The organism is Sphingomonas sp. NIBR02145 (assembly GCF_027359115.1).
GTDB lineage: Bacteria > Pseudomonadota > Alphaproteobacteria > Sphingomonadales > Sphingomonadaceae > Sphingomonas > Sphingomonas kyeonggiensis_A.
Genome location: NZ_CP114791.1, coordinates 1,274,448 through 1,290,826, shown reverse-complemented (window position 1 = coordinate 1,290,826; position 16,379 = coordinate 1,274,448). Strand labels below are relative to the sequence as shown.

13 protein-coding genes and 1 tRNA gene are annotated in these 16,379 nt (G+C 68.6%); 6 read left to right on the top strand and 8 right to left on the bottom strand.

Annotated features, from left to right (window positions below; translation table 11 throughout):
• Nucleotides 1-71: 71 nt before the first annotated feature.
• Nucleotides 72-809 (top strand): GntR family transcriptional regulator, encoded by a 738-nt coding sequence (locus O3305_RS06005; RefSeq protein WP_269575570.1) that lies wholly within the window; start codon nt 72-74, stop codon nt 807-809.
• A 58-nt stretch (nt 810-867) separates the two neighbouring features.
• Nucleotides 868-3,780, top strand: a complete 2,913-nt coding sequence (gene galA / locus O3305_RS06000) for a beta-galactosidase GalA (RefSeq protein ID WP_269575569.1) — start codon at nt 868-870, stop codon at nt 3,778-3,780.
• Nucleotides 3,781-3,914: 134 nt separating this feature from the next.
• On the opposite strand, the gene nagE is transcribed toward galA, so the two are convergent.
• The 6 genes from nagE to O3305_RS05970 all read right to left on the bottom strand — a co-directional run bounded on the left by nagE (nt 3,915) and on the right by O3305_RS05970 (nt 11,269).
• Nucleotides 3,915-5,624 (bottom strand): N-acetylglucosamine-specific PTS transporter subunit IIBC, encoded by a 1,710-nt coding sequence (gene nagE / locus O3305_RS05995; protein ID WP_269575568.1) that lies wholly within the window; start codon nt 5,622-5,624, stop codon nt 3,915-3,917.
• Nucleotides 5,621-8,101 (bottom strand): phosphoenolpyruvate--protein phosphotransferase, encoded by a 2,481-nt coding sequence (gene ptsP, locus O3305_RS05990; RefSeq protein ID WP_269576468.1) that lies wholly within the window; start codon nt 8,099-8,101, stop codon nt 5,621-5,623. Before ptsP ends, nagE begins: the two co-directional genes overlap by 4 nt.
• Before the next feature lie 83 nt (nt 8,102-8,184).
• Nucleotides 8,185-9,318: an N-acetylglucosamine-6-phosphate deacetylase gene (nagA, locus tag O3305_RS05985; protein ID WP_269575567.1), complete on the bottom strand. Its 1,134-nt coding sequence runs from the start codon at nt 9,316-9,318 to the stop codon at nt 8,185-8,187.
• Nucleotides 9,315-10,361, bottom strand: a complete 1,047-nt coding sequence (locus O3305_RS05980) for an SIS domain-containing protein (RefSeq protein ID WP_269575566.1) — start codon at nt 10,359-10,361, stop codon at nt 9,315-9,317. The genes nagA and O3305_RS05980 overlap by 4 nt, the downstream gene beginning before the upstream one ends.
• Before the next feature lie 37 nt (nt 10,362-10,398).
• A complete protein-coding gene (locus tag O3305_RS05975) occupies nt 10,399-11,226 on the bottom strand; it encodes a copper homeostasis protein CutC (RefSeq protein ID WP_269575565.1) in 828 nt (275 codons plus the stop codon).
• Nucleotides 11,193-11,269: transfer RNA gene (locus tag O3305_RS05970), tRNA-Arg, on the bottom strand. Before O3305_RS05970 ends, O3305_RS05975 begins: the two co-directional genes overlap by 34 nt.
• A 59-nt stretch (nt 11,270-11,328) precedes the next feature.
• Between O3305_RS05970 and O3305_RS05965 the strand changes: the two genes are divergently transcribed.
• The 4 genes from O3305_RS05965 to O3305_RS05950 all read left to right on the top strand — a co-directional run bounded on the left by O3305_RS05965 (nt 11,329) and on the right by O3305_RS05950 (nt 14,814).
• Nucleotides 11,329-12,078, top strand: coding sequence for a queuosine precursor transporter (locus tag O3305_RS05965; protein WP_269575564.1), 750 nt, complete (start codon nt 11,329-11,331; stop codon nt 12,076-12,078).
• Nucleotides 12,079-12,082: 4 nt separating this feature from the next.
• Nucleotides 12,083-12,421: a hypothetical protein gene (locus O3305_RS05960; protein WP_269575563.1), complete on the top strand. Its 339-nt coding sequence runs from the start codon at nt 12,083-12,085 to the stop codon at nt 12,419-12,421.
• Nucleotides 12,422-12,476: 55 nt separating this feature from the next.
• Entirely contained in the window at nt 12,477-13,307 is an 831-nt protein-coding gene (locus O3305_RS05955; RefSeq protein WP_269575562.1) for an alpha/beta hydrolase, read from the top strand.
• 205 nt (nt 13,308-13,512) lie between these two features.
• Nucleotides 13,513-14,814, top strand: a complete 1,302-nt coding sequence (locus O3305_RS05950) for a methyl-accepting chemotaxis protein (protein ID WP_269575561.1) — start codon at nt 13,513-13,515, stop codon at nt 14,812-14,814.
• A 106-nt stretch (nt 14,815-14,920) separates the two neighbouring features.
• On the opposite strand, the gene O3305_RS05945 is transcribed toward O3305_RS05950, so the two are convergent.
• The gene (locus O3305_RS05945) at nt 14,921-15,841 is read right to left on the bottom strand and encodes a hypothetical protein (protein ID WP_269575560.1); all 921 of its coding nucleotides are present in this window, start codon (nt 15,839-15,841) and stop codon (nt 14,921-14,923) included.
• Complete coding sequence (locus O3305_RS05940; protein WP_269575559.1) at nt 15,841-16,257, bottom strand: hypothetical protein; 417 nt, start codon at nt 16,255-16,257, stop codon at nt 15,841-15,843. Before O3305_RS05940 ends, O3305_RS05945 begins: the two co-directional genes overlap by 1 nt.
• Nucleotides 16,258-16,379 lie beyond the last annotated feature (122 nt).

Sequence of the window (16,379 nt, the reverse complement as noted above, 5' to 3'; positions counted from 1 at the left end):
TGCCGAGGCAGGGCTGGTGCGTTAGCTTCATGGCTAACGGAGTGCGCAGGGGGCACGCCCGGGGAGGATTGATGGGATTTTCGGAACAGTTAGGGCGTTTTCGCGAGGACAACCCGTCCCCGCTCTACCTCCAGCTGCAGCAGCTCATTCGCGAAGGCATCGGATCGAACGTGCTCAGCCAGGGGGACGCGATCCCGCCTGAGCGGGATCTTGCCACCGAATATGACGTGTCGCGCATCACCGTGCGCAAGGCAATCGGCGGGCTGGTCGAGGAAGGGCTGCTCACCCGGCGTCGGGGCGCCGGCACTTTCGTTGCCGGGCGCGTCGAGAAGAGCTTCTCCAAGCTTTCGTCCTTTACCGAGGATATGGCGGCGCGCGGGCGCAAGGCCAGCAGCAGCTGGGTTTCGCGCGCGCCGGGTCAGGTAAATCCGGAAGAAGCGATGATGCTGGGGCTGTCTCCGGGCGCGCCGGTGCTGCGTTTCGCGCGCATCCGCTATGCCGATGACGAGCCGATGGCGCTCGAATTCTCGACGATCGCCGGCTATTGCCTGCCGTCCGTCGATGCCGTTGAGGACTCGCTCTACAGCGCGCTGGACAAGGTGGGTAACCGCCCGGTGCGCGCGCTCCAGCGGCTGCGCGCGGTGCCGTTCGGGGCCGAGCATGCCAAGATGCTGGGCGTCGATGCGGGCCATGCCGGCCTGCTTATCGAGCGCCGCGCCTTCCTGCGAGACGGTCGTCCGGCCGAGGTCACTCGCTCCTATTATCGTGGCGACGCCTATGACTTCGTGGCTGAGCTGAGCGACATCTAGCCCTTCTTTCCTTGCCATTCGGGTCGCGCGGTGCAGCGGCCTCAGTCGGAGTATCGTCATGGATCGTCGTCAACTCCTGAAAGGGAGCGTCGGCGTCGGCGCTCTGCTGGCGGTTCCCATGGCGGAAGCCGGAGCGGCGCCGGTTGCCGGGGCGAAGGGGGAAGGTGACGGTTTCCCGATGCCGCGCCCGCTGAACGGCGTGGCACCACGCCTGCCCGAGGGCGATCCCTCGCGCACTCTGCTCGAACTCGGCTGGCGCTTCCATGAAGGCGATGTCCCGACGCCCGAGCCGCAGGGGCATCACGAGACCTATCTCAGCGTCAAGGCGGGCAACGCGCTGGGCGCTGCGGCGACCGGTTATGACGACAGCGACTGGCGCGAGGTGCGGCTGCCACATGACTGGGCTGCGGCCCAGCCTTTCGTCGAGACCGCCAATGTCTCGCAGGGCTATCGCCCGCGCGGGATCGGCTGGTATCGCCGCACGCTGCGCCTCGATCCGGCGGACAAGGGCAAGACGCTCGAGCTGCATTTCGACGGCATCGCCACCAATGCGACGATCTGGATCAACGGCAGCACCGTCGCGCACAACTGGTCGAGCTACAACAGCGTCTATGTCGATCTGACGCCCTTCGCGCGCTTCGGCGAAGAGACCAATGTGATCGCGATCCGCGTCGATGCCGATGCCAAGGAAGGCTGGTGGTACGAAGGCGCCGGCCTCTATCGCCATGCCTGGCTGGTTCGGCGTCCGCCCGTGGCGATCGTCAGCGACGGCGTGCACTGCGACCCGCGCCAGATCGACGGGCGCTGGCAGGTGCCGGTGACCGTGACCCTGGCCAATGTCGCGCGCGAGGCCGCGGCTGTGGTGGTCGAAGCGGTACTGCTCGACCCCGATGGCCGCGAAGTCGCGCGTGGCGAGGTCAAGGCAAGCGTGCCGGTGCTGGATCGCGCGGAAGCGGTGCTGCTGCTCGACGCGGGAGCGCCGCGCCTGTGGTCTGTCGAGAACCCGACGCTCTACGCGGTGCGGACGCGGGTACTGCGGGACGGTGCGGCGATCGATGAGCGGCGCACCGCGATCGGCTTCCGCACGATCCGCTTCGATGCGAACCAGGGGCTGTTCGTCAACGACAAGCACGTCAAATTGAAGGGCGTGTGCCTCCACCAGGACCATGCCGGTGTCGGCGTCGCAGTGCCGGATTCGCTGCATCGCTGGCGGCTCGAGCGGCTCAAGGACATGGGCTGCAACGCGATCCGCATGTCGCACAACGCACCCACCGCCGAACTGCTCGACTGGTGTGACCGGATGGGCTTCCTCGTCATGGACGAGAACCGCCTGTTCAACCCCGCGCCCGACTATATGGCCCAGCTCGAATGGCTGGTGCGGCGCGATCGCAACCATCCGAGCGTGATCCTCTGGTCGGTGTTCAACGAGGAGCCGATGCAGGGCACCGGCGCCGGCGTCGAGATGGTCCGGCGGATGATCGCGGCGGTGAAGAAGCTAGATGGCAGCCGTCCTGTGACCGGGGCGATGAACGGGTCGTTCTACAACGAGGTCAGCGTCGCCGGCGAGTTCGACGTGATGGGCTTCAACTACTACCAGGCCGATTACGACAAATACCACAAGCTGCACCCGAACCAGCCGATCACCAGCTCGGAAGACACCAGCGCCTATGAGACGCGTGGTGCCTTTGCCAGCGATCCGGCCGGGCACGTCATCACCTCCTACGATACCGAGGCGACGAGCTGGGGGGCTACGCATCGCGATACCTGGAAGAACATCGCCGAGCGGCCCTTCGTTGCCGGCGGGTTTGTGTGGACCGGGTTTGACTATCATGGCGAGCCGACGCCCTATGCTTGGCCGACGATCGCCAGCTTCTTCGGCATCCTCGACCTGTGCGGCTTCCCCAAGACCGCGTTCGACATCCACCGCGCCCACTGGATCGACGACCAGGATGTCGTCGCCATCGCGCCGCACTGGACCTGGCCGGGCAAGGAGGGCGAGGCGATCAAGGTGTTCGTCAGCTGCAATGCCGAGACCATCGCGCTGCGGCTGAACGGGCGGGAGCTGGGGGTGCAGAAGGTCGATCGCATCATGGGCAATGAATGGAGCGTGCCCTATGCGCCCGGCCGGCTCGAGGCGATCGCCATGCGGGGGGGCAAGGTTGTTGCCCGGGCCGTCAAGGAAACCGCGGGGAAGGCCGTTGCCCTGCGGCTTACGCCTGCCCGCAGCCTGATGGCCGGGGATGACGAGGAATGCCAGGCGATCACGATCGACGCCGTGGATTCCAAAGGCCGGCATGTGCCGACCGCCAATTTCATGACCCGGTTCACCGTCCAGGGTGCCACGATCCTTGGCGTCGGCAATGGCGATCCCAACAGCCATGAGGCGGAGCAGGTTTTGCCCAACTCCGGGTCGCGATCCCTGTTCAACGGGCTGGCCCAGATCCTGATCCGGGCCAATGCCGGACCCGGAAAAATTGGTCTCCGCGCGGAAGCGGAGGGATTCGAACCTGCCTCGCTGAGTATCGCGAGAACCGACGTAAAGCCGCGCCCGCAGGTGGCTGTGGTGCGCCAGGTGCAGGACCTGCGGGAGTGGCGGCGGTCGCCGCTGCTGGCCGCGCGGCCCGAGCCCTCGCTGGCGCCGGCGGATGGGGACAATAACAGCTGGGACTTTGTCCGCAGCGGCGTGTCGACCCCGGCCGAGCAGCCGGGCTGGCGGGTCTATCGCACCCGCTTCACGCCGTGGAAGCGCGTTGCCGGCGAAGGCGGGACGATCGCGTTCGAGAACATCGGCGGCAAGGCGGAGCTCTGGGTCGACGGCAAGCTGCTGGCGACCAAGGCCGGATCCGCGCCGGGCCCGCTGAACGCGACGCTGCCGGCCGGGCAGGGCGCGCGGATCGTGGCGCTGCTGGTGGAAGGTGCCGCGAATGCGCCTTCCGGGCTGCTGGGCGCGGTGGCGATCACGCCGCGCTGAGGCTTCCGACGGAATCAAGGAGCGGCCGGTTTTGATGCCGGCCGCTCCAGGGAAGCAGGTGAAATCCTACATTTCAACTAGCTCCGGGGCATAGAAACCCTGGGCCCCGGCTTTCGCCGGGGAGCGGAGGGGTTCTACGCCGCCACCAGCGCCTTTGCGCCATCGGGCGCGAGGAGCAGATGGACCACGCCTTCCGACGGGTGCGCGACCGAGCGGACGCCGAGTGCCGCCAGCGCCGGCTCGCCGGCCTTGGCCGGTTCGCACAGCTCGACGCGCAGGCGCGAGCCGAGCAGGCGGGCGCCAAGGACATTGTCCGCGCCGCCCAGCGCCGCCAGCGCGGCCGGGGTCAGCACGGTCTGCCCGGACAGCGCCGCGACCGGCGCGGCAGCGGTAACGACACCGCCCATCGCCAGCGCATCGCGGATCTCCACCGCGACCGAGTCCGCGATCGGGCCGAGCACGACCTGCAGCGCATTGGCCGAGGGACGGATCACGCCGCGCGCACCGAGCGCCTTGAGCGCGGCCTCATCGACCTGGGCCTGGTCCTTGACCATCAGGCGCAGGCGGGTGGTGCAGGCATCGACGCTGGTGATGTTCGCGCCGCCACCCAATGCCGCGGCGAAGTCGGCACCGCGCACGCCGGTGGTGGCGACGGACGCGGACGCCACCGCAGCCTCGGGCTCGCGGCCCGGGGTCTGCAGGTTGAAGCGGCGGATCACGAAGCTGAAGATGCCGTAGTAGAGCGCGAAATAGACGATGCCGACCGGGATCAGCAGCAACGGGTTGGTCGCCTTGCCGAAGTTCAGCACGTAATCGAACAGGCCGGCCGAGAAGCCGAAGCCGAGCTTCACGTTCAGCAGGTCCATCACCACCATCGCGATGCCGGTGAGCACCGCGTGCACCGCGAACAGCGCCGGCGCGAGGAACATGAAGCTGAACTCGATCGGCTCGGTAACGCCGGTGAGCGCCGAGGTGAGCGCGAGGCTGAACAGCATGCCGCCCACGGCCTTGCGCCGCTCCGGACGCGCTGCGCGGTACATGGCGAGGCAGGCGGCGGGCAGGCCGAACATCATCACCGGGAAGAAGCCGGCCATGAACGATCCGGCAGTCGGATCCCCGGCGAAGAAGCGGCGCAGATCGCCGTTCGCGCCGTGGAAATCACCCTGCACGAACCAGAACACATTGTTGAAGATGTGGTGGAGGCCGGTGACGAGCAGCAGGCGGTTGATCAGGCCGAACAGGAACAGGCCGATCTCGCCCGCGCCCGTGATGCCGTGACCAAGCCCGTCGATCCCGGCGCTCAGCTGGGCGAAGCACAGGCCGATCAGGCCGGCGATGAGGACGCCAGCAAAGCCGCTGACGATCGGCACGAAGCGGCGACCGCCGAAAAAGGCGAGATATTCCGGTAGCTTGATCGTCGAGAAGCGGTTGTAGAAATTGCCGCCGATCAGGCCCGACAGGATGCCGATCGGCACGTCGAGCCGCGCGATCGCCTTGGCCTTCCACGTAGCGGTAGTCAGCTCGAGCAGCGGGCCGTCCATGCCGGCGGTGACGTCGGCCGGAACGGTGAGCAGCACCTTGGCGGCTTCGGTGGCGACCAGGAAGCAGGTGATGCCGGCCAGCGGCGCGGCGCCGTTGCCGTCGCGGGCATAGCCGGTGGCGACGCCGATCGCGAAAAGCAGGCCGAGGTGCGAGAAGAGCGCATCGCCGGCGGCGCTGATGAAGGCGATGTCGAGCAGGTCGGGCTGGCCGAGGCGCAGCAGCAGGCCGGCGACCGGCAGCACTGCGATCGGCAGCATCAGGGCGCGGCCCAGCGGCTGGAGGAGTTCGAGGATCGACTTCATGCGGTGAACTCCCGGGCAAGAGCGCGGACATCGGCGGCGGTTGCGCAGGCAAGCGCGGCCTGGGCATGGGCTCGGACGGCGTCGAGCTTGAGCTCGGACACCAGCGCCTTGATCTCGGGGACGATGGCGGCGGTGGCGGACAGTTCCGTCACGCCGAGGCCGATCAGGATCGGCACCGCCAGCGGGTCGGACGCGAGCCCGCCGCACACGCCGGTCCAGCGGCCCCGGCTTGCGGCACCCTTGCAGGTGTCGGCGATCAGGCGCAGCACGGCGGGATGGAGCCCGTCGATCGCGCTCGCCACGCTCGCATTGCCGCGATCCATCGCCAGGGCATATTGGGTGAGATCGTTGGTGCCGATCGAGAGGAAATCCGCCTCGGCGGCGAGCAGATCGGCGGTGACCGCCGCTGCCGGGGTCTCGACCATCACGCCCAGCTCGACCTTTTCGGTGATACCGAGCTCGGCGCGCACGCGATCGAGGATTTCGCGGACGCGGCGCAGCTCATCAACCCCGGCGATCATCGGAATCATGATCCGGCACTGGCCGATCGGCTGGACGCGCAGGATCGCGCGGATCTGGTCTTCCAGCAGCTGCGGATGGGCGAAGCCGACGCGGATGCCGCGCAGGCCGAGCGCCGGGTTCTCCTCCGCCGGGATCGGCAGATAGGGCGCGGGCTTGTCGCCGCCGACATCGAGCAGGCGGACGATCAGCGGGCAGCCGGCAAGCGTATCGGCGATCGCCTGATAGTCGGCGGCCTGTTCATCGACGCTCGGCGCGGTCTCGCGGTCGAGGAACAGGAATTCGGTGCGCAGCAGCCCCGAACCCTCGGCACCATTGGCGATGGCGATCCGGGCATCGGCCTGCGAGCCGAGATTGGCGAACACTTCGATGCGGGTGCCGTCGGCCATGTGGCAGGGCCGGGCGGCGGCGGCGAGCGCCACGGCACGGCGCGCGGCACGTTCGGCGACTTCGCGGCGGGCTTCCTCCAGCGCGGCCTCGGCAGGCGCGACCTGGAGCCGGGCGAGGCCGGCATCGAGGATCAGCGGCGTGTTCTCCGCGATCTGGCGCAGCACCGGGCCGAGCGAGACGAGCATCGGCAGGCCGATATTCGCGGCCAGGATCGCGGCATGCGAAGTCGGGCCGCCGCGCTCGACGCAGAGGCCGATCACCTGGCGCGGATCGATCGCGGTCACCTGCGACGGAAGCAGGTCATCGGCGATCAGGATGGTGTTCGGCGGGAAGGTGAGCGGGGCTTCCTCGGCGCCGGAAAGGGCGAGCAGCACGCGGCGTTCGAGATCGCGCAGATCGTCGGCACGCTCGGCGAGGCGCGCGTCGCCCGATGCGGCGAGCGCTTCGACCTGCGGCGCGATCGCGGCGCGCCAGGCGATGCTGGCGCTGGCGCCATCCTGGATGGCCTTGGCGGCGCCGGCGCGAAGGTCGGCATCGCCGAGCATCGCGCGGTGCGCTTCGATGATCGCGCGCTGCGGGCCGGCGGCATGGCCGATCTCGGCATCGAGGCGCGCGGTGAGGCTGGCGCAGGCGGCGTCGAGCCGGGCCTGTTCCTCGGCCGCGCCCTTGCTGGTCGTGTCGACCTGGATCTCGGGCAGGCGGAAGCGGCGGGCCTGGCCCACGGCGAGGCCGGGAGCGGCGGTGACGCCGGTGAGGATGCCGTCGGCGGGGAGGGTGGCCGGAGCCTGTACGACGGGAGCTGCCGGCGCGGCGACGGGGGCGGGGCCATGGCCCTTCTCGCCCATGCCGCTTTCGATCAGGGCGGCCAGCGCCGCGGCCGTGGCGGCGGCGTCCGGGCCGGTGGCGAGGATCTGGATCTCGTCGCCATAGCCGATCGCCAGCGTGAGCAGGCCGACCGGGCTGCGCGCATTGGCGCTGCGCTGCTGCTTGGTGATGGTGACATCGGCGGCATGCTCGCCGAGCAGATCGCGGATGCGCGCGGCGGGGCGGGCGTGGATGCCGTGCGCGAGCGGCACGATGATCGTGCGCTCGACGGTCTCGCCGCTAGCCTTGATGGTTTCGGCTGCAGTGCCAGCCTGGGGTTCGAGCGCGAAGATCGCGTCGCCGACCTGGACCGGGCCGTCCGCGCGGCTGCGGACCAGCGCGAAGCCGGGGGTCTCGAGCAGCAGCACCGGGGTGATCGTCGACGGGGCGGCGCAGGCGATCGCATCGAGATCGAAGCGGATCAGCGGCGCGCCGGCCGCGACATGGTCCCCGACGGCGACGCAGGGGCTGAAGCCCTCGCCCTTCAGCGCCACGGTGTCGAGGCCGATATGCATCAGGATCTCGGCACCCTGGGCGGTGCGGATCGTCACGGCATGGCCGCTGGGCTGAAGCACCGTGACTTCGCCGCCGCACGGGGCGTGGAGGCAGTCCCCGGTGGGATCGATCGCGACGCCGTCCCCCAGCATGCGCTGGGCGAAGACGGGATCGGGAACCTCGTCCAGGCCGGACAGCCAGCCGGCCAGCGGAGACACGATGGCGATGCGCCCCGCGAGAGTTTCGTCGAGCGGCGGCGGCGAGTGCGTGGGCAGGGCTTGTCTCCCGGAGATCAGGCGATGCGGTTGCCAGCGATCCAGGTGCCCGCGGGCATCAGGTCGCTGGTGAGCTGGACCCAGTCGGCGACGAGGCCAGGGGCAAGTGCCCCACGCTCGTCGCCCAGGCCCAGGAAGGCGGCAGGACTGGTCGCGGCCATCATCGCGGCATCGGCATGCGACAGGCCGATGCGGTTGACAGCATTGCGGAAGGCGCCGGCCATGTCGAGCGACGAACCGGCAAGCGTGCCGTCTTCGCCCAGGCAGCGCCCGCCTTCCACCAGGATGCGGCGGCCGTGCAGGTCGAACTCGGCCACGTCCGCGCCGACGCAAGGCATCGCGTCGGTGACCAGCAGGAACCGATCGAGCGGGCGCGCGCGCATCGCGATGCGGACGGGGGCGTCGTGCACGTGGAAGCCGTCGAGGATCAGGCCGCAATAGATGGCCTGATCCTCGATCGAGGCGCCGACCACGCCGGGGGCGCGGTGGAGCAGCGGCGACATCGCGTTGTAGAGGTGGGTGACGCCGGTCATGCCCGCGGCGATCGCCGCCCTGGCGGTGTCATAGTCCGCGTCGCTATGGCCGATGCTGAGGATCACGCCGGCCTTGTGGAGCGTGGCGATATCCTCGAGCGAGACCATCTCGGGCGCGAGCGTGAGCATCACCTTGCCGCGGCGCGGGCGGGTGAGCAAGGCGAGGAAGTCCGCGTCGAGGCGACGGAACTTGTCGGCGTCGTGGATGCCCTTGCGGGTGACGCTGATGACCGGGCCTTCGATATGGACGCCGATGACGCCGGGCACGCCGGCTTCGATCGCCGCGTCGGTCGCGTCGAGCGCGCGGGCGACGATCTCGGGCGTGTCGCTGATCAGCGTCGGCAGGAAGGCGGTGGTGCCGTAGCGCGCATGCGCCCGGCCGATCGCCGCGATGCCTTCGACATCGGGCGAATCGTTGAACAGCACGCCGGCGCCGCCATTGACCTGGGTGTCGATGAAGCCGGGGACGATCCAGCCGCCGTCGAGGTTGATGGCGGTATCGGCCGCGGCATCGGGCGTGATGCCGGCGATGCGGCCGTCGATGACCTCGATGGCTGCCTGTTCCAATATGCCGCCGGGCGTGACGATATGCCCGTTGGTGAAGGCGAACACGGTCATCGCGTCTCGGTCACCTTCTTGAGGTAGAGCGGGCGATCGGGATCATGGCCGCGTGCCAGCGAGAGCGCATTGGCCATCGGATAGAAGCTCTGGACCATCAGGATCGGCTCGATCGCGGGATGGCCGGGGATGCCGGGCAGGCTGCCGCTCGCCTTGGCGTCGGCCAGGCAGATGCGGGCGCCGCGCGACGCGAACTCGGTGGCGGCTTCGCGGACGCTGTCGCCGGCGGTGTCCGAGGTGGCGAAGGCGAGAATCGGGAAGCCCGGGCCGACGATCGCCATCGGGCCGTGGCGGACCTCGGCGGCGCTGAACGCCTCGGCATGGAGGCCGCAGGTTTCCTTGAACTTGAGCGCGGCTTCCTGGGCGATGCCGAAGCTGTAGCCGCGGCCGATGACGAACAGGTTGTTCGCGTCGCGGAAGGCCTGGACGGCGTCGCTCCAGTCGAGGTCGCGGGCGGTTTCGAGCTGGGCGGGCAGGGTGTCGAGCGCGGCGCGCAGGGCGTCGTCCTCGGCCCATTCGGCGACCAGCGCGACGAAGGCGGCGAGCGCGGTGATGTAGGACTTGGTCGCGGCGACCGAGCGCTCGGGGCCGGCCTTGAGGCCGATCAGCGTGTCGGCCATCTCGGCGAGCGGCGAGGTCTCGTCGTTGACGAAGGCGACGACATGCGCGCCGGCTGCCTGGTGGGCGCGGACGGTGGCGAGCAGGTCGGGGCTGCGGCCGCTCTGCGAGATCGCGATGCACAGCGCCGAGCCGGGCGTGACCGGTGCGGCGAACACCGAGGCCACGGAGGGCGCGGCGGAGGCGACGGGGATGCCGATCAGCGTCTCGATCAGATATTTGCCGTAGCTGGCGGCATGGTCGGACGAGCCGCGGGCGCAGGTGACGATGCGCGCGGGCGGGTTGGCCCGTAGCCGCTCGGCCAGCGCGGCGAAGCTTGCCTGGTTCGCGGCGACCAGCCGGCGCACGGCCTCGGGCGCCTCGGCCGCTTCGGACTCCATCAGCGTGACGGTCGTCGTCGTCGTCAGGTGTTCGTCAGCCGCCATCATACCCCCGCTTACTATCGAAGCGGGCAGTGATAAGTCATATATTGGTACTGTTCAAGGTTCTATAGTCGGCAAGGATGCGGCGCAGCGCGGCGACCTTTTCCGGGTCGGTGTGCAGGCCGGGGCCGGTCTGGAAGCCGAAGCGCTGCTCGGCCTCGCCGGGCGTGCCGCCGGGGCTGCGGCACGAGGCGTGGATCTCGGGCACGCCGGTGGCGAGGATGGCACGGGCATTGGTCGCGTCAATCCCGCTGCCGGCGAGGATGCGGATGCGGCCCTCGGCCTGGCGGGCGAGGGCGGCGAGCGTGTCGAGCGCATCGGCGGCGCGGGGCGCGCAGCCCGAGGTGAGGATCCGGTCGAAGCCCAGCGCGATCGCGGTCTCCAGCGCTTCGAGCGGATCGGGGACGAGATCGAAGGCGCGGTGGAGAGTGAGGCTGAGCGTGCGCCCGGCCTTCGCACCTTCGGCACGGGCATGGGCGACCCAGGATGCGAGCAGTTCGGCGTCGAGTCGGTAGTCGGCGGCGCTGGCGCCGATCACCACGCCGGCCAGCCCGGCCTCGGCGGCGAGGCGGATGTCGTCGGCGACCATCGCGGCTTCGGCCGGGCCATAGCAGAAGTCGCCGTCGCGCGGGCGGCAGAGCAGGTGCGACGGAATCGGCGCGGCGGCGGCGCGGGTGACCAGCGAGAGAGGCGGAGTGAGCCCGCCCACGGCCAGCGCGGCACAAAGCTCGAGCCGGTCCGCCCCGCCTTCGATGGCGGCGTCGATCCCGGCGAGCGTGTCGATGCAGATTTCGAGCATGAAGACTTCCGGAGGACGGGCGAAGAACAGGAAATTGGCGCGCCCGGCTGGATTCGAACCAGCGACCACGAGCTTAGAAGGCACGTGCTCTATCCAACTGAGCTACGGACGCGCGCCGGGGCTCCCTAGCGTGGATTGCGCGGCAGCGGAACCGGGATCATAAATGCCGCCATGAGCCAGGGGGAAGGGAAGCCGGCGCAGGTCGCCGCAAACACGCTGCGCGGCGGGCATTTCCGCTATTACGACTTCGTGATGGCCGCGTTCGTCGCGATCATCCTGCTGTCGAACGTGCTTGGCGCGGGCAAGGTCTCGCAGATCTGGCTGCCGGTCTACAACGACTATTGGCCGTTCGGCGCGGGCATCCTGTTCTTCCCCGTCTCCTATGTGATCGGCGACGTGCTGACCGAAGTCTATGGCTATGCCCGCGCCCGCCGGGTGATCTGGGCCGGTACCGGCGCGGTGCTGTTCATGGCGCTGATGTCGTGGGTGGTCGTGGCACTTCCGCCGGCGCCGAGCTGGGGCAACCAGGCCGCGTACGAGACGATCTTCGGCCAGGTGCCGCGCATCGTCCTCGCCTCGGTCTGCGCCTTCTGGGCCGGCGAGTTCGTCAATTCCTATGTCCTCGCCCGCATGAAGATCTGGACCGGCGGCAGGATGCTGTGGAGCCGCACGATCGGCTCGACCATCGCGGGCGAGGGGATCGACAGCCTGATCTTCTACCCGCTCGCCTTCCTGGGCGCCGAGGGCTGGACCACCGCCCTGGTCATCCAGGTGCTCTTCACCCAATGGGCGCTCAAGGTCGCCTGGGAAGTGATCCTCACGCCGGTCACCTATCTCGTCGTCGGCTTCCTCAAGCGCCGCGAGGGCGTCGACGTGTTCGACGAAGGCACCGACTTCACCCCCTTCGCCACCCGGGTGTAAGGCGATGAGCCCGCTGCAATCGACCAAGTTCTGGCTGATCCAGCATGTCGGGCTCGCCAAGGATGCACTCCACATCTATGTCGGGCTCACGCTGTTCCTGGGCGCGGCGCTGGCCTTTCGCTGGCCGTTGCGGAGCTGGAAGCCGCTGGCCGTGGTGTTTGCCGTGGCGCTGCTGGGTGAGGCCTGGGATCTGCGCGACAGCCTGATCTACCGCACCCGTATCGACCTGTGGGGCAATTGGCACGACATCTGGAACACGATGTTCTGGCCCGCGATGCTGGTGCTCCTTGCCCGCACCACCAGGATCTTCGAGACACCTGCGAATACCCGAAGGAGTAGCTGACGCAGCCCGACAACGCTGGCATCCTCCGCGCGTAATTCTCTGAGGAGGGCAGAGCATGACCGCGACCACGGAAGAAACTTTCGGCAGCACCGGCCACGTCAACATCTTCTTCCGCTCCTGGCTGCCCGAGGGCGAGCCGCGGGCGGTGGTGGTGATCTGCCACGGGGTGAACTCGCATGGCGGCCAGCATGAATGGACCGCGCAACGCTTCGTCGAGAAGGGCTATGCCGCCTATGCGCTCGACCTGCGCGGGCGCGGCCGTTCGGACGGCGAGCGCTTCTATGTCGAGAAGATCTCCGACTATGTCGACGATGTCGCCGGTACGATCGCCATCGCCAAGTCGCGCCATCCGGGGAAGAAGGTCTTCCTGCTCGGCCACAGCGCCGGCGGCGTCACGTCCTGCACCTATACGCTCGACAACCAGGAGGAACTGGCCGGCTTCATCTGCGAGAGCTTCGCCTTCCAGGTGCCCGCGCCCGGCTTCGCGCTCGCCGCGATCAAGGGGCTTAGCCATGTCGCGCCGCATCTCGGCGTGCTCAAGCTGAAGAACGAGGATTTCTCGCGCGATCCCGAATGGGTCGCGAAGCTCAACGCCGATCCGTACATCAAGGATGAGGTCCAGCCCGCCGCGACCGTGGCCGCGCTGGTCCGCGCCGATGAGCGGATGCGCAAGGAATTCGATACGATCACGATTCCGGTGATGATCCTGCACGGCACCGAGGACCATGCCACGGTCTGCCACGGCAGCGAGTTCTTCTACGAACATGCCGGATCGAGCGACAAGACGCTCAAGATCTATCAGGGCCATTACCATGACTTGCTTGCCGATCTTGGCAAGGAAAGCGTGATGGCGGACATACTCGAATGGGTCGAGGCGCGAACGTAACGATCAACTTTGCGTAATTTATGTAATTGTACGCAAAGGCAAAAATTATTGTTACGTATATTGCCGAAGCGGCGTTTCCCGTGACTGGGCTCTCTATAATGCTCCGAGGTAGCAACATTTTGTTGCAAGATCTGAGGGAGTGCCCATGCACTGGTTCGTCGCTAACGCGCCCATCCGCCGTAAGCTGCTAGTAGCGTTCGGCTCCATGACGGCGCTCGTCGCGCTCACGCCGCTGACGCTGCTGCTGTTCCCCGCGCTTGCCCTGGCCGTCGGCATCGCCACCATCGTGGCTGCCGCGGGCATGAGCGTCTGGTATCGCAAGGCGATCGCCGATCCCTATGTCACCACCGTGGTGCGCATGGAGGCGCTTGCCGCCGGCGATCTCGCCAGCGCGATCCAGTTCACCGAATATCAGGACTGCGTGGGCCGCCTGACCAAGGCGATGTTCACCTTCCGCGATGCCGCCGCGGCGCAGATCCGCCAGAATGAGGAAGCCGAGCGTCACGGCGAGATCGTGCGCGGCATGACCAGCAATCTCGAGCGGCTCGCCCAGGGCGACCTGACCGCCGACATCATCGAGGAATATCCGGCTACCTATGCGAAGCTGCGCGACAATTTCAACGCGGCGCTCGCGTCGCTGCGCGCGCTGCTCGGCACGGTGACCGAGAGCACCATTGCCATCCGCACCGGCTCGGGCGAGATCGCCCAGGCCTCGGAGAGCCTGGCCCGCCGGACCGAAGCCAATGCCGCCAGCCTGGAGCAGACCACGGCAGCGATCAGCCAGATGGATCAGCGCCTGAAGGGCACCGCCGAAGCCGCCAACCGCACCGTGGAGCGTGCCGATGGCGCGACCGCGACGGTCTCTGACGGCCGCCAGGTCGTCGACGAGGCGGTGCAGGCGATGAACCGCGTCAATGACAGCGCCAAGGGCATCGACAGCGTGATCGAGGGCCTCGACAAGATCGCCTTCCAGACCCGGGTGCTGGCGATGAACGCCGCCGTCGAAGCCGGCCGCGCCGGCGAGGCGGGCCGTGGCTTCGCGGTCGTCGCCGATCTCGTCTCCGCGCTTGCGATGCGCGCCGAGGAAGAAGCCGGCCGCGCCCGCGAACAGCTCACCGCGACCCAGGTCGACATCGTCGCCGCGGTGGCGATGGTCGAGAAGGTCGATGGGGCGCTGGCGCATATCGCCGAGGATGTCAGCGGCGTGCACGAGCTGCTCAACCAGATGGCGACCGACAATCGCGCCCAGTCGACGGTGATCAGCGAGATCAGCTCGGCGATCGGCACGATGGACCAGTCGACCCAGCAGAATGCCGCGATGGTCGAGGAAACCTCGGCCGCGGCGCGTAATCTCACCGTCGAGATCTCGGCACTGGCCGAGCAGGCTTCGCGCTTCCGCACCACCGGCGCCGCGACCACGGTCTCGGGCGGGCGCCCGATCTCCTTCCCGGCGCGGGGGCTGGCTGCGTCGTCGGACGCGCTGGCCGGGGAGCATGCGTACAACTGATTTGCGACCCCGCGATTGGGCGCGGGGCGGCATCACGGTTCGTCACGGGGTGAGGCGGTCGCGGGGGCTATCCGCGGCCGCCTCCTTCGTTGGGGCGGGCTCGCCGTCATCGCCGGCCTTGCCATGGCGGGGCTGTGCCAAGGGCACCGCAGGATCCCAGCGTCTTGAGGCAGGACTGCCCTCGGGTCACGTTGGCCGTGCAGCGGCCCCAGAGTTCCGGCATCGCGGAGCGCAAGCTCGGCTGCTGGCGGGCGAGCGGGCCCGCGACGCATGCGAATTTGCGATCGTCCATCTCCGACAGCTGGGCGCGATACCAGAGCGCATCCGCGAGCAGCGTGCGCCCTTCGGCATGGAAATGGGCGGCGAGCGGCCGGGCGAAGTAAGAAGGAAAGTCATAGGCGGCGGACTCGCCCGCTGCGAGAAAGCCGGGAGGGTCGGCGAACAGGAAGTCCCGCGTCCGCGTGAAGCAGGGCAGGGCGGTTATCTCGTTCCATTCGAGCAGGTCCTGCGGCGCGCCCTGGATGAGGGATCGCCGGAAGCCGATCCAGGCGTAGAGTTCGAAAATTCTGGTCGTCACGGAATCGTCGTCGCCGCGGAAGCGATGGGCTTCGATGGCGCAGACCGTGGTGAGATGCCGGCGGACTTCGGTTGCCGCGCGGGCCAGGGTGCCGGCGAAATCCTCGGGCGCGGCGCTGCGCAGCCTGACCACCACCTGGTTATAGGCCGAGACGGCCTCGCGAATGGGTTGCGCCTCCTCGCCATAGCCCAGGAGGGTAAGGGCGGGGAGTTCAAAGCCGCCGAGATGTTCGAGCGGGACTTTCTCGGTCCCGCACTGGCGCCGGGCTTCCGGCCCGGCCGGAACGTGGCAATTGCCCTTGGACGCGCTGGCGGCGGAGCGGGGCCTGGCGCTTGCCTCGGCCGAGCGATTGCCCTGGCTGGTCCCCTGCGGCGCGCCGCATGCCGACATCGCCAGCAGGAGGAGGCCGATGCCGGCCAGGCGCTTTCGGGGGATGCGCGGGATGCGCATTACCGCATCCGCTTGCGCAGCGCGCGATAGCGTTCCCGCGCTTCGGGGAGGCCGGGTTCCGCCGGGCCGGAATCATAGGGCATGACCTGGCCGCCCTTGGACCCGACATTCGGCGTGTAGATCCACAGCGTGCCGCCCCGCGACTGCCCGGCCTGGCGGTACAGGTACAGGGCTGTCGGCCAGTCGCGGGGCGCGACGACGCCCTCCTCGAGCAGGATGCCGAGCGTGAGTTGCGATTGCTTGTCGCCGCTGTGCGCGGCGTTGGCGAGACTGCGGACGATGGGGTTCGGTGCGGTGGTCAGCGCCTCGATGCCCTGTGGCCCGCGCGTGCAGCCGCCGGCCATCCACAAGGACAGGCCGCCGGCTATCGCCAATGCGCTGCGCCGGGCCCATGAAACCAGGATTGTCGGCTGCACCCCGTCCACCCCTTTCAATGTTCTCGTTCGCGGTCGCCAAAGAAACGACATCGATTGCCCGCCATGAGATTCGGGCGATCATTTGTCGCACTATGGTCCGCACACGCACGGGCAGCAATGGC

What these genes read in the sequence shown, in the direction of transcription:
- nagA (WP_269575567.1), bottom strand. Translation starts at nt 9,318, where the DNA reads ATGACCGTGTTCGCCTTCACCAACGGGCATATCGTCACGCCCGGCGGC.
- O3305_RS05960 (WP_269575563.1), top strand. Translation starts at nt 12,083, where the DNA reads ATGAGCCCGCTGCAATCGACCAAGTTCTGGCTGATCCAGCATGTCGGG.
- O3305_RS05980 (WP_269575566.1), bottom strand. Translation starts at nt 10,361, where the DNA reads ATGGCGGCTGACGAACACCTGACGACGACGACGACCGTCACGCTGATG.
- O3305_RS05950 (WP_269575561.1), top strand. Translation starts at nt 13,513, where the DNA reads ATGACGGCGCTCGTCGCGCTCACGCCGCTGACGCTGCTGCTGTTCCCC.
- galA (WP_269575569.1), top strand. Translation starts at nt 868, where the DNA reads ATGGATCGTCGTCAACTCCTGAAAGGGAGCGTCGGCGTCGGCGCTCTG.
- O3305_RS05965 (WP_269575564.1), top strand. Translation starts at nt 11,329, where the DNA reads ATGAGCCAGGGGGAAGGGAAGCCGGCGCAGGTCGCCGCAAACACGCTG.
- O3305_RS05945 (WP_269575560.1), bottom strand. Translation starts at nt 15,841, where the DNA reads ATGCGCATCCCGCGCATCCCCCGAAAGCGCCTGGCCGGCATCGGCCTC.
- O3305_RS05955 (WP_269575562.1), top strand. Translation starts at nt 12,477, where the DNA reads ATGACCGCGACCACGGAAGAAACTTTCGGCAGCACCGGCCACGTCAAC.
- nagE (WP_269575568.1), bottom strand. Translation starts at nt 5,624, where the DNA reads ATGAAGTCGATCCTCGAACTCCTCCAGCCGCTGGGCCGCGCCCTGATG.
- O3305_RS06005 (WP_269575570.1), top strand. Translation starts at nt 72, where the DNA reads ATGGGATTTTCGGAACAGTTAGGGCGTTTTCGCGAGGACAACCCGTCC.